Below are 12149 nucleotides of genomic sequence, written 5' to 3'. Positions count from 1 at the left end.
CCCGAAATCACGGACAAGCCCCACGGGCATTGGGGAGCGTGGTCGGACCCACAAGGGTCCTGCGTGTACCCACCCTGTGGGAGCGAGCCTGCTCGCGATGGCGGCAGTGCAGCCAACATCACCACCATTGAACCACCGCTTTCGCGAGCGGGCTCGCTCCCACAAGGGTCCTGCGTGTACCCACCCTGTGGGAGCGAGCCTGCTCGCGATGGCGGCAGTGCAGCCAACATCACTGTCACTGGCCCACCGCTTTCGCGAGCAGGCTCGTGCCCACTGTTTTCTGCTAGCATCGCCCAGACATCAATCGTTCGACCCGGCCCATCATTCAGGTTGCCCATGCTCGAGACACCAGCACTGCAAAGGACCGCGACGCTGCCACCGCCTCTGGATACGCGGTATCAGGTCGAGACGCCCGAAGGCATCGACCTGCCCCTGCGCCCGGCGGGGTTGATGCCCCGCTCACTGGCGTTTGCCATCGACCTTGCGATACGCGGCCTGGTGCTGGGGCTGGTGTTCGTCATCCTGGCGTTTTTCGGTGAACTGGGGATTGGCCTGGGTTCCATCCTGCTGTTCGTCATCAGTTGGTGGTACATGGTGCTGTTCGAAGTGCTCCACCAGGGACGCTCGCCCGGCAAGCAGATCATGGGGCTGCGGGTGGTGCAGGACGATGGCCGCCCTATCGGCTGGTCGGCGTCGCTGATCCGCAACCTGCTGCGCTTCGTCGACATGTTGCCCTTCGGCTATACCTTCGGCGCGATCAGTTGCCTGCAACATCCGGCCTTCAAGCGCCTGGGCGATCTGGCGGCCGGCACGCTGGTGGTGTATCGCGAGCAGCCGATCAAGCGCCCCGCGCTGCCCATGGCGCAGCCGATCCGCCCGCCGTTCGCCCTGAGCGTCGATGAGCAACGCACCGTGCTCGGTTTCGCCGAGCGCCAGGCCGAATTGTCCCAGGCGCGGGTCAGCGAACTGGCCGCCATCCTGGCCACGCCCTTGAACGTCCAGCCCCCGCGGGCTGTGGCCGAGCTCAACGGCATTGCCCGTGGCCTGCTGGGGCCCACATGAAGCAAAGCCTTTTCGAAAGCCGTCACCAAGGGGAATGGGACCACCTGTCCCGCCAGCTCGACCAACTGGAACGCAATCGCAACGTACCTCAGGACAGCGACTTCCCGTCCGCCTATCGACGGCTGTGCCATCACCTGGCACTGGCCCAGGCCCGGGGCTACAGCAGCCTGCTGGTGGACACCCTGCAACAATTGGCGCTGCGCGGCCACCAGCAGCTCTACCGCGACCGCAGCCGACCGTCGGCGAGCCTTTCGGACTTCATCCTGGCGGGTTTCCCCCGGCTGGTCCGCGAGCAATGGCGCTTCGTGCTGGCGGCGAGCGTGATGTTCCTCGGCAGCCTGATCGGCATCGGACTGCTGGTGTACCTGTTCCCCGACCTGGTCTACAGCGTCCTCGGTGCCGAGGAAGTCAGCCAGGTGCGCGGCATGTACGACCCGGCCGCCGGCCACCTGGGGCGTTCGGTCGAGCGGGCCTCCAGCGAAGACTGGGTCATGTTCGGCTACTACATCATGCATAACATCGGCATCGCCTTTCAGACTTTCGCCAGCGGCTTGATGTTTGGCCTGGGCAGCGCGTTCTTCCTGTTTTTCAACGGCCTGACCATCGGTGCAATTGCCGGCCACCTGACCCAGATCGGTTCCGGGGGGACGTTCTGGCCCTTCGTGATCGGCCACGGCGCGTTCGAGTTGACGGCCATCGCCCTGGCCGGCGCCGCCGGCCTGCAATTGGGCTGGGCGTTGATCGCGCCGGGACGCCTCACCCGCGGTGAAGCCCTGCGGCTCGCCGCCGGCAAGAGCGTGCAGATCATCGCCGGGGTCATCCTGTTCCTGCTCATCGCCGCGTTCATCGAGGCCTATTGGTCCTCCAGCGCCGTGACGCCCGCCACCAAGTACACGGTCGGCGCTTTGCTGTGGCTGCTGGTGATCAGCTACCTGTCGCTAGCCGGACGAGCCCGCCATGCGCCTGAGTGACGCCACCGTCGTCATCCGCCCGCGCACCACCTGGGAAGCCATGGACCTGGGCGTGCTGATGAGCCAGCAGCATCGCCGCCTGTTGATGACCAGCTGGGCCATCATCACGCTGCCGGTGTATGCGCTGCTGACGCTGTTGCTATGGGAATCACCGTCTTTGGTGGTGATGCTGTTCTGGTGGCTGAAGCCCGCCTTTGACCGATTGCCCCTGTACATCCTGTCCAAGGCGCTGTTTGGCGAAACCCCGACGCTGAGGCAAGCCTTGCGCCAGTGGCCGGCGCTGCTCAAGCCGCAGCTATTGGCGAGCCTGACCTGGCGCCGGCTCAGCCTGAGCCGCAGTTTCCTGATGCCGGTGGTGCAACTCGAAGGCCTGGCCGGCGAGGCGCGGGAGCAGCGCGTGCGGGTGCTGCTGCAACGCAACGGCGGCGCCGCGCAAGGGTTGACCCTCATCGGCGCGCACCTGGAAACCGCCCTGTGGATAGGCCTGATGATCTTGTTCTACCTGTTCGTGCCGCAACAGGTCGAGCTGGAATGGGACTGGCAGAAACTGGTGGCGACCACCGAACACGACTGGCTGTGGTTCGAACACCTGGTCAACGTGCTCTACCCCCTCCTGCTGGTGATCTGGGAACCGATCTATGTCGCCTGCGGCTTCAGCCTCTACCTCAACCGCCGCACGATCCTCGAGGCCTGGGACATCGAACTGGTGTTCCGGCGCCTGCGCCAGCGCCTCAGCGGCGTCGCGCCACTGTTGATGTGGCTGGCCCTGGTGCTCGTGCCCCTGGCCCCTCCAGCGTGGGCCGACGAAGACAGCAACGGCCCCGAACACCCGCGCCTGCTCAACCAGCCCCTCACCAGCGACGCTTCCAGGGACAGCATCGAGGCGATCCTCGCAGCACCGCCGTTCAAGAACCCGGAGACGGTCACCCGCTATCGCTTTGGCGAAGAGGCCAGCGAAGCGCCCGAGGCCGAGGCGAAGCCGAACTGGCTCAAGGGCTTGTTCAAATGGATGGCCGGCCAACGCTTCGACCTCGCCGCCGCGCTGCTGCAGATCCTGCTCTGGGCCGGCCTGGCCGCCGCGATCGCCTGGCTGGCCTGGCGCTATCGGGAACGCCTCAAGGCACTGGTCCCGCGCCGCCCCGCCAAACGTTTCAAAGTGGACAGGCCGGCGCCGGCGCAGATGTTCGGCCTGGATATCCGCGAGCAAAGCCTGCCCGTCGATGTCGCGGCCAGTGTCGAGCAACTGTGGGCGACCAATCCCCGGGAAGCGCTGGGCTTGTTGTACCGGGCGCTGCTCAGCCGCCTGCACCATGACTTCAAGATCCCCTTGAAAGCGGCCGACACCGAAGGCCAGGTGCTGCAACGGGTCGAACAGCTCGAGCATGAACGCCTGCTGGGGTTCAGCAAAAGCCTGACCCTGCATTGGCAGAACCTCGCCTACGGGCACCGGGCACCGCCGCTCGACCTGCAACGGCAACTGTGCGACGACTGGCGCGAGCTGTTCGGCCCGGGAGCCACCCCATGAGCCGGCGCGCAGCATGGCTGGTCGTGGCCCTGGTGGCGGCGCTGCTCGGTGCGCTGGTCATTTACCTCAGCGCCAAGGCCGTGCCGTACCAGGAAACCGTCGATCACGGTCCGTCCCCCGAGGCCCAGGCCAACCCTTACCTGGCCGCCGAACGGTTCTTGCGCCAGCAAGGCATCCAGGTTGCCCACGCCAACGACCTGGACATCCTGCCGTCCCTCGAACCGCGCCGGAACAGCCTGCTGTTGCTGGGCGAACGAAGCAACATGACGCCCCGGCAGGTCGAGCAATTGCTGAACTGGACCCGGGCCGGAGGTCGCCTGTTGTTCGTCGCCGAGGCCCTGTGGGATGACAGCACCGGCAGCAGCGGCGACCTGCTGCTGGACCGCGTGCGCTTGCGCCAGTCCTTGAGCAAGGACCTCAAGGAAACGCCGCCCGAGCTGGTCAAGGACCGCTACCCCGAGTTGACCAAGTTGTACCTGGAAGACGAAGAAGCCCCGGCGTATGTCGACTTCGACACCGACTTCCACCTCGAAGACCCGCACAACCTGGCCCAGTCCTGGGCGAACAGCGCGCAGTCCACCCACCTGATGCAATTGACCTATGGCCTGGGCTCGATCACGGTGCTCACCGACGCCGAGGTGTGGAAGAACGATCGAATCGACCAATACGACAACGCCTGGCTGCTCTGGTACTTGACGGCCGACACCGACGTCACGCTGCTGTTCAACACCGACCACGACAGCCTGCTGACCTTGCTGCTGCGCTATTTCCCCCAGGCGCTGGTGGCGCTGCTGGCCCTGGTTGTCCTGTGGTTCTGGCGCTCGGCCGTGCGCCTTGGCCCGATCCAGCCACCGGCGTCCAAGGCCCGCCGCCAGTTGCAGGAACACTTGCAGGCCAGCGCCGGTTTCCACTTGCGCCACAATGGCCGGCAATACCTGCTGCACGCCTTGCAGCAAGACATCGTGCGCCGCGCCCGCCACCTGCACCCCGGCTTCGAACAACTGGCCGTCGCCGATCAATGGCAGGTCCTCGCCCGCCTGACCCGCCAACCCACGCGGGCCATTAGCCAAGCCTTGAGCCCGCGACCGAAACAGCGCTTGTCCAACGCGGAGTTCTGCCGCCAGGTCGCCCATTTGCAAACCCTCAGGAATGCCCTATGACTGAACAGAACGAACCTGTCGACGGCCAGGCCCACGCCGTCCAACAGCGCCAGCGCGCCAGTCAGTTGGCCCAGGCCATTCGTACCGAGCTGCACAAGGCCGTGGTCGGCCAGGCTGCGGTGATCGACGATGTGCTCACGGCCTTGATCGCCGGCGGCCATGTCCTGCTCGAAGGCGTTCCCGGGCTGGGCAAGACCTTGCTGGTGCGTGCATTGGCGCGCTGTTTCGGCGGTGAGTTCGCGCGCATCCAGTTCACCCCCGACCTGATGCCCAGCGACGTCACCGGGCACGCGGTGTACGACCTGCAGACCGAGCAATTCAAGCTGCGCAAGGGGCCGGTGTTCACCCACCTGCTGCTGGCCGACGAGATCAACCGCGCCCCGGCCAAGACCCAGGCCGCGCTGCTCGAAGCCATGCAGGAGCGCCAGGTCACCCTCGAAGGCCGCGCCCTGCCCATCGCCCAGCCGTTCATGGTGCTCGCCACCCAGAACCCCATCGAACAGGAAGGCACCTACCCGCTGCCGGAAGCCGAGCTCGACCGCTTCATGCTCAAGGTGCGCATGGACTATCCCGACGCGGAGCGGGAATTGGACATGGTGCGCCAGGTCAGCCGCTCGACCCGCGCCGACATGCTCGACGTGCAGCCGCTGCGCACGGTGTTGCAGGCCAAGGATGTGCAGGCGCTGCAACGCATTGCCAGCGACCTGCCGATGGACGACCAGGTGCTCAACTACGCCGTGCGCCTGGCCCGCACCACCCGCAGCTGGCCGGGCTTGACCCTTGGCGCCGGGCCACGGGCCTCGATCGCGCTGGTGCGGTGTGCCCGGGCGCGAGCGTTGCTGCGCGGCGGCGAGTTCGTAGTGCCGGACGACATCAAGGGCTGCGCCCTGGCCGTGTTGCGCCATCGGGTGCGACTGGCGCCGGAACTGGACATCGAAGGGCTCTCGGTGGACCAGGTGCTCGGGCAACTGCTGGACCAAGTGCCGGCGCCGCGATTGTGAGGACGCACGTGCGGATGGCGACACTGAGCATGGCGGGGGCGCTTGCTCCCCCCGCCGGACTGCGAAACAGCCCGCCGCTGCTGGCTGGCGCACCGCCAGGGGACGCTGCGCGTCCAGCGGCAGCCAGCGGCCTCGCCACAGAAAACCTCACGGCAGCAAACTTCTTCGCCAAGGTCGACGTCCGCGCTCTGGGGATGCACCCATGAAACCCTCGCGCCTGCTCTTGATCTGGCTCGCGGTGCTGCTGGCCGTCGGCATTGTGCTGGGCACGTTGCGAGCCTTGGGCATTGCGGTGCCATCGACGCTGCTGTCGATCAACTGGGGCTTGCTGCTGGCTCTATCGGCCCTGGCGCTGCTCGACGCCGTGCGCCTCAAGCGCTTGCCGTCGCCGCGGGTGCAGCGGCAAATGCCGGGCAGCCTGGCGCTCGGGCGTTGGGGCGAAGTGCGGTTGGAGATCGCGCATGATTTTGCCCGACCACTGCACGTCCAGGTCTTCGATCACGTGCCGGACGGCCTGGATTTCGAAAACCTGCCGCTGACGGTCGAGCTTCACCCCGGCCAACGCAGCCAGGTCGGCTATCGCCTGCGTCCGCTCAAGCGTGGCCACTTCAGCCTCGGACACTGCGAAATCAACCTGCCGAGCCCGCTGGGGTTGTGGTCCGACCGACGCCTGCTGGCCGCGCCCGACGCCACCCGCGTCTACCCCGATTTCGCCCGCCTCTACGACGGTCAGTTGCTGGCGGTGGACAACTGGCTCAGCCAGCTCGGCATCCGCCAGCGTCAACGCCGTGGCCAGGGCCAGGAATTCCATCAACTGCGCGAATTTCGCGAGGGCGACAGCCTGCGCCAGATCGACTGGAAAGCCACCGCCCGCCATCGCACACCGATTGCCCGGGAATACGAAGACGAACGCGACCAGCAGATCATCTTCCTGCTCGACTGTGGCCGCCGCATGCGCAGCCAGGACGGCGAGCTGTCGCATTTCGACCACGCCCTCAACGCCTGCCTGCTGCTCAGCTACACCGCCCTGCGCCAGGGTGACGCCGTGGGCCTGAGCACGTTCGCCAGCGACCAGGCCCGCTACCTCGCGCCGGTCAAGGGCAGCGACCAGCTCAACGTCCTGCTCAACGCCGTGTACGACCTGGACAGCAGCCAGCGTCCCGCCGACTACCAGGCAGCCGTCACCCAGTTGCTGGCCCGGCAGAAACGCCGCGCGCTGGTGGTGCTGGTGACCAACCTGCGGGACGAGGACGACGAAGAACTGTTGGCCGCCGTGAAACGGCTGGGCCAACGACACCGGGTACTGGTGGCGAGCCTGCGCGAAGAGGCCCTCGACCGTTTGCGCCAGGCGCCGGTGCAAACCCTGCCTGAAGCCCTGGCCTATTGCGGGACGGTGGATTATTTGAATGCGCGGGCCCAATTGCACCAGCAGTTGAGCGCCCACGCCATTCCCACGCTGGACGCCCGCCCCAGTGAGCTGGGCGCGCAACTGGTGACCCAGTACCTGGCCTGGAAGAAGGGCGGCACCGTTTAGACCGGATCTGTAAGAAAGGTCCGGGCGACTACTGCGCCTTGCGCAACGGACTACAGTTCCGCCAGAATCCGCCGACTTGTGCGCCTTGGCCTTGGCCCGTAACTTGATTCGCGTCGCTGATTTCCAGCGATCGGGTTTAGTCGCCCGGGAGGTATAACGAAGTGCACAAGCATCATCCTGTCGGGTTCCCTATCCCTGAACTTAATGGTGGCTGTGCGCAGGGCGCCCTCGGGCGCGCCGGTTCTTTCGTTATCCTTCCGGTCGACTAACCTGCGTTCAGCCGCCACCCCCTCGTTTAGTCGCGAGACGGTGGCAGACCAATCAATGGATAACGAAACCAAGGTCCAGCGCTGACTTACAGAACTGGAGAACGATGACGAACCTGTGGGAGCGGGCTTGAACGCGAAGGCGGCGTGCCAGGCAATACATGTGCAGTTGCCCCACCGCCTTCGCGAGCAAGCCCGCTCCCACAAGGGTTCGTCTGTAATAATCATTTCAAGGGGCTAGGGAAAAGGCACAGTCGCTTGCCCCGTCATATTAGGGTCGGTGTAGCCCTGGACATCGTATACCCAATTGAAATGGATGACCGCGGACCTGGCGTCTCCTTCCACCGTAAGCTGCCTGGCAAGATCATGCCACTGGCCATCTTGCACCCCGTCATCGTTATTTAGTTCTATCCAACCAGTATTGCCTTTTGAAACAAGCCCTATTTTGATGTTGCCTCTCGACCTGCCGTTGTTCCTGGCCCGATAACGTTTGGTATTCACATAAAATACATTGCCACCCGAAGTCCACCCACATTCCACTTCGAGGTCTGCGTAATCGGTGCCTATAGCAGCCCTTATCGTGATCAGCTTCCCGCTCTTTTCCGTGTTCATGGCCACACCTTCATTCTGACAGGCGCTCCGGTTGGCACGCCCTCGATAGTGTCATGAATACAGTAAGCGACAGACTCTCGACTCAAACCTGTAAGACCTGACAGTACCGACAACCGGTGGCGGCGAATCCAGAGGTAGGTATTACTCAGGAAGCGATGACGAACCTGTGACCGACAAACCCATGACCATTCCATCGTTGGCTCAGGTAAGGATCAGGCCGACGCTGGCAACGTATGGAAACTGAAATACTGGCGCAACGCGTTGACCAGTTGGCCGTACTCCGGCGGTGCCCAGTGCAGGCTGAAACCGGCGTCGAAATGTTGCGGCGTCACGTCTTCGCGGCACCACAGGCAGGTGGCTTTCAACCTGATGTTCAGCGACGGTCCCTCATCGGCCGGCAGCTTGAGTAGCAAGTCGAAATCGCCGCCCACCATCAACGGCAAATGGCTGATCAGCATCAGGCCATCTTGGGAGACGTTGCCCAGGAAGCCGAGGGGCTTGTCGTTGACACCGTTGAACACTTTCAGGAAATACGGCAGCTGCTGCCGTACGATGTGCCTCTTTCTGTACATGTTTTGTATCGCTTTTTGAACGCCCCCGCGCAGGGGCTACCGATACTTCGGAACGAGCGAATACCCTGCCCGCTCTCCCCGATCCCGGTGCCAGGCGCTTTCCAACGCCCAGGCCGACTGCTGCCGGTCACAGGTGCTTCTTGTTCTAGAGGGTTAGCTCTAATAAGACTTGTACAACTATAGCCGAAGGTTTCGGCGCGGCCAGTGCACACGCCATGTTTAATGTAGGACAACACGACAGCGCGCAAGTGGCCGGGGAATTTTCCCGGCCGGACGCAAGCAAGGGGATCAGGACGCGGGACGGCTCGCCGCGGCACTGCGCGTCGGGTAATGCCCCAGGCTCTGCAAGGTTTCAAGGCGGGCGCGGGCGCGGAATGCGTATTCACTGTTGGGGAATTGCATGATGATGAACTGGTAGGTTTGCGCCGCGTCGATAAACAGCTTCTGCCGCTCCAGGCACTGGCCACGCAGCATCGAGACCTCCGGCTGCATATAGCGGCGGGCCCGGCTGGCGCGATCGACCTGGGATAACTCGAGCATGACCTGCTCGCAATTGCCGCGGTCATAGGCCTTGTAGGCCAGGTTCATGTGATGGTTCATGGACCACCGGGTGCAGCCCGTGATACTCAGGGCCAGGGCAATAAAAAGCACGAATCGCATGGGAGGTTCTCCTGTCTTGAGCTCTGTATCGACCTGGATGGGAAATTCTTCAGCCTGAAAGCACTGGCCTGCCCCGCTTTCGTGGCGAGGGGATTTATCCCCGTTGGACTGCGAAGCGGCCCCGAGACAATCACCTCGATCAACCTGATACCCCGAATCGCCTGGCTTCAGGGCCGCTTCGCGCGCCAACGGGGATAAATCCCCTCGCCACAAGAAGTGTAAAGATCAGAAAGGCGTGAAAATCTTCGGGAATGTTCATTTCGAAAAAGAAACGAATAAGTAGTGCATATGAACAATGACTACACCCAAAGAGCATAGTAGCCTTCGCTGGCGCTTGAACTTGAGGAGTCTTGCATGTCCGTCCGTCGCACCAAAATCGTCGCTACCCTTGGCCCGGCCAGTAACTCGCCGGAAGTTCTCGAACAGCTGATTCTGGCTGGCCTGGACGTCGCCCGCCTGAACTTTTCCCACGGCACCCCCGACGAGCACAAGGCTCGTGCCAAGCTGGTGCGCGACCTAGCCGCCAAGCACGGCCGCTTCGTTGCCCTGCTGGGTGACCTGCAAGGCCCCAAGATCCGTATCGCCAAATTCGCCAACAAGCGCATCGAGCTGAAGATCGGTGACACCTTCACCTTCTCCACCAGCCATCCGCTGACCGAAGGCAACCAACAGGTGGTGGGTATCGACTACCCGGACCTGGTCAAGGACTGCGGCGTGGGCGACGAGCTGCTGCTCGACGACGGCCGCGTGGTGATGCGCGTCGATACCGCCACCGCCACCGAACTGGTCTGCACCGTGACCATCGGCGGCCCGCTGTCGGATCACAAGGGCATCAACCGTCGCGGCGGTGGCCTGACGGCACCGGCCCTGACCGAAAAAGACAAGGCCGACATCAAGCTGGCCGCGGAAATGGAAGTCGACTACCTCGCGGTGTCTTTCCCCCGTGACGCCGCCGACATGGAATACGCCCGTCAACTGCGCGACGAAGCCGGCGGCACCGCCTGGCTGGTGGCCAAGATCGAACGCGCCGAAGCCGTGGCCGATGACGAAACCCTCGATGGCCTGATCAAGGCCTCCGACGCCGTGATGGTCGCCCGTGGCGACCTCGGTGTGGAAATCGGTGACGCCGAGCTGGTGGGCATCCAGAAGAAGATCATCCTGCACGCACGCCGCCACAACAAAGCGGTGATCGTGGCGACCCAGATGATGGAGTCGATGATCCAGAACCCGATGCCGACCCGCGCCGAAGTCTCCGACGTAGCCAACGCCGTGCTCGACTACACGGACGCCGTGATGCTCTCGGCCGAAAGCGCCGCCGGCCTCTATCCGCTCGAAGCGGTGCAGGCCATGGCCCGGATCTGCCTGGGCGCCGAAAAGCACCCGACCAGCAAGACTTCCAGCCACCGCATCGGCAAGACCTTCGAGCGCTGTGACGAGAGCATCGCCCTGGCGACGATGTACACCGCCAACCACTTCCCGGGCGTGAAGGCGATCATCGCCTTGACCGAAAGTGGCTACACCCCGCTGATCATGTCGCGTATCCGCTCCTCGGTGCCGATCTATGCATTCTCCCCGCACCGCGAAACCCAGGCCCGTGCCGCCATGTTCCGTGGCGTCTACACCGTGCCGTTCGACCCGGCCGCCCTGCAACCGGGCGAAGTCAGCCAGGCGGCCGTGGACGAACTGGTCAAGCGTGGCGTGGTGCAGACCGGCGATTGGGTGATCCTGACCAAAGGCGACAGCTATCACACCATCGGCGGCACCAACGGGATGAAGATCCTCCATGTTGGCGACCCGATGGTCTGAGTGACCGGCTGAAAGACCAAAGCCCTGCCATGTGAATGGCGGGGCTTTTTGGTGTTTGCCTTCTGATAAACAGGGTGCCTGGGCTGGTCCCATCGCGAGCAAGCTTTGCTCCCACAGGAATGGGTGGTGGGGCATCCCCCATGCGAACGCCCTGACCGTGGGAGCAAAGCTTGCTCGCGATAGCGCCAGCCCAGGCGCTGAAAAACTCAATGCCTGTTGATAAAACCCGACAACGCCGCCACCGCCTCGGGCGAGCGCAGGCGTTGGGTGAACAGCCTGCCCTCTTCTTCAATCACCTTGCGCAACAGTTCCCGGTCCGGTGTTTTCATCAGTTGCTTGCTGATGCGCACCGCGTCAGGCGGTAGCGATTCGAACCGCAACGCCACTTCCCGAGCCTTGGCCAAGGCCGCCTCGCCACTGGCCAGCGCCTCGGTGGCCAGCCCCCAGGCGACCGCCTGTTCACCACTGAAGCCCTCGCCCAGCAGCAATAACTGCGCCGCCCTGGCCTGGCCGAGCAATTGCGGCAGGATCAGGCTGGACCCAAACTCCGGACACAGCCCCAGGTTGACGAACGGCATGCGCAACCGCGCATCTCGGCTGACGTAGACCAGGTCGCAGTGCAGCAGCATCGTCGTGCCGATGCCCACCGCCGGCCCGGCCACGGCGGCGACCACCGGCTTGTGGCAGTCCAGCAGGGCGAGCATGAACTGGAACACCGGGTTGTCGAGGTCCGCCGGTGGCTGTTCGAGGAAGTCGATGATGTCATTGCCGGCAGTGAAGCAGTCACTGGAACCGGTCAGCAGGACCGCACGAACCTGCGGGTCGGCATCCGCCTTCGCCAGGGCCTGGGCCAATTGACTGTACATGGCCCGGGTCAGGGCGTTTTTCTTGTCCGGACGGTTCAGCCGGAGCGTCAACACACCGCGCTCACGGTCAAGTAACAGGGTTTCGCTCATGGTCGGTCTCGCGTCTGGAAATCA

General features: G+C 64.0%; 11 protein-coding genes. 7 read left to right on the top strand and 4 right to left on the bottom strand.

The features are described from left to right. Window positions 1–336 precede the first annotated feature (336 nt). The 6 genes from Q6A48_RS20695 (at window position 337) to Q6A48_RS20670 (ending at window position 7253) form a co-directional block, all read left to right on the top strand. On the top strand, window positions 337–1062 hold the full coding sequence (locus tag Q6A48_RS20695) for an RDD family protein (RefSeq protein ID WP_304556096.1): 726 nt from the start codon (window positions 337–339) through the stop codon (window positions 1060–1062). Then, window positions 1059–2033 (top strand): stage II sporulation protein M, encoded by a 975-nt coding sequence (locus Q6A48_RS20690; protein WP_304556095.1) that lies wholly within the window; start codon window positions 1059–1061, stop codon window positions 2031–2033. Before Q6A48_RS20695 ends, Q6A48_RS20690 begins: the two co-directional genes overlap by 4 nt. Beyond that, window positions 2020–3558: a DUF4129 domain-containing protein gene (locus Q6A48_RS20685; protein ID WP_304556094.1), complete on the top strand. Its 1539-nt coding sequence runs from the start codon at window positions 2020–2022 to the stop codon at window positions 3556–3558. Before Q6A48_RS20690 ends, Q6A48_RS20685 begins: the two co-directional genes overlap by 14 nt. Continuing rightward, window positions 3555–4718, top strand: coding sequence for a DUF4350 domain-containing protein (locus Q6A48_RS20680; RefSeq protein ID WP_304556093.1), 1164 nt, complete (start codon window positions 3555–3557; stop codon window positions 4716–4718). The genes Q6A48_RS20685 and Q6A48_RS20680 overlap by 4 nt, the downstream gene beginning before the upstream one ends. Continuing rightward, complete coding sequence (locus Q6A48_RS20675) at window positions 4715–5719, top strand: AAA family ATPase (protein WP_304556092.1); 1005 nt, start codon at window positions 4715–4717, stop codon at window positions 5717–5719. Before Q6A48_RS20680 ends, Q6A48_RS20675 begins: the two co-directional genes overlap by 4 nt. Window positions 5720–5921: 202 nt before the next feature. Continuing rightward, window positions 5922–7253, top strand: a complete 1332-nt coding sequence (locus tag Q6A48_RS20670; protein ID WP_304556091.1) for a DUF58 domain-containing protein — start codon at window positions 5922–5924, stop codon at window positions 7251–7253. 503 nt (window positions 7254–7756) lie between these two features. Here Q6A48_RS20670 and Q6A48_RS20665 read toward each other — a convergent pair. From Q6A48_RS20665 to Q6A48_RS20655, 3 genes are all read right to left on the bottom strand, one after another. Beyond that, entirely contained in the window at window positions 7757–8131 is a 375-nt protein-coding gene (locus tag Q6A48_RS20665) for a hypothetical protein (protein ID WP_304556090.1), read from the bottom strand. 212 nt (window positions 8132–8343) lie between these two features. Next, complete coding sequence (locus Q6A48_RS20660) at window positions 8344–8703, bottom strand: PilZ domain-containing protein (RefSeq protein ID WP_304556088.1); 360 nt, start codon at window positions 8701–8703, stop codon at window positions 8344–8346. 288 nt (window positions 8704–8991) lie between these two features. After that, window positions 8992–9363 (bottom strand): tetratricopeptide repeat protein, encoded by a 372-nt coding sequence (locus Q6A48_RS20655; protein WP_304556087.1) that lies wholly within the window; start codon window positions 9361–9363, stop codon window positions 8992–8994. 354 nt (window positions 9364–9717) lie between these two features. Between Q6A48_RS20655 and pyk the strand changes: the two genes are divergently transcribed. Then, window positions 9718–11169: a pyruvate kinase gene (gene pyk / locus Q6A48_RS20650; RefSeq protein WP_304556086.1), complete on the top strand. Its 1452-nt coding sequence runs from the start codon at window positions 9718–9720 to the stop codon at window positions 11167–11169. A gap of 206 nt (window positions 11170–11375) precedes the next feature. On the opposite strand, the gene Q6A48_RS20645 is transcribed toward pyk, so the two are convergent. Further along, window positions 11376–12125, bottom strand: coding sequence for an enoyl-CoA hydratase-related protein (locus Q6A48_RS20645; RefSeq protein ID WP_304556085.1), 750 nt, complete (start codon window positions 12123–12125; stop codon window positions 11376–11378). Window positions 12126–12149 lie beyond the last annotated feature (24 nt).

It is taken from the genome of Pseudomonas citrullilanati, assembly GCF_030580855.1.
Taxonomy (GTDB): domain Bacteria; phylum Pseudomonadota; class Gammaproteobacteria; order Pseudomonadales; family Pseudomonadaceae; genus Aquipseudomonas; species Aquipseudomonas citrulli.
The sequence above is the reverse complement of the archived record's forward strand: the minus strand, read 5'-3'. Positions and strand labels throughout refer to the sequence as shown.

Excerpts from the sequence above, each read along its gene's own strand:
- Q6A48_RS20660 (WP_304556088.1), bottom strand. The coding sequence starts at position 8,703 with ATGTACAGAAAGAGGCACATCGTACGGCAGCAGCTGCCGTATTTCCTG.
- Q6A48_RS20670 (WP_304556091.1), top strand. The coding sequence starts at position 5,922 with ATGAAACCCTCGCGCCTGCTCTTGATCTGGCTCGCGGTGCTGCTGGCC.
- pyk (WP_304556086.1), top strand. The coding sequence starts at position 9,718 with ATGTCCGTCCGTCGCACCAAAATCGTCGCTACCCTTGGCCCGGCCAGT.
- Q6A48_RS20665 (WP_304556090.1), bottom strand. The coding sequence starts at position 8,131 with ATGAACACGGAAAAGAGCGGGAAGCTGATCACGATAAGGGCTGCTATA.
- Q6A48_RS20695 (WP_304556096.1), top strand. The coding sequence starts at position 337 with ATGCTCGAGACACCAGCACTGCAAAGGACCGCGACGCTGCCACCGCCT.
- Q6A48_RS20690 (WP_304556095.1), top strand. The coding sequence starts at position 1,059 with ATGAAGCAAAGCCTTTTCGAAAGCCGTCACCAAGGGGAATGGGACCAC.
- Q6A48_RS20675 (WP_304556092.1), top strand. The coding sequence starts at position 4,715 with ATGACTGAACAGAACGAACCTGTCGACGGCCAGGCCCACGCCGTCCAA.
- Q6A48_RS20655 (WP_304556087.1), bottom strand. The coding sequence starts at position 9,363 with ATGCGATTCGTGCTTTTTATTGCCCTGGCCCTGAGTATCACGGGCTGC.
- Q6A48_RS20680 (WP_304556093.1), top strand. The coding sequence starts at position 3,555 with ATGAGCCGGCGCGCAGCATGGCTGGTCGTGGCCCTGGTGGCGGCGCTG.
- Q6A48_RS20685 (WP_304556094.1), top strand. The coding sequence starts at position 2,020 with ATGCGCCTGAGTGACGCCACCGTCGTCATCCGCCCGCGCACCACCTGG.
- Q6A48_RS20645 (WP_304556085.1), bottom strand. The coding sequence starts at position 12,125 with ATGAGCGAAACCCTGTTACTTGACCGTGAGCGCGGTGTGTTGACGCTC.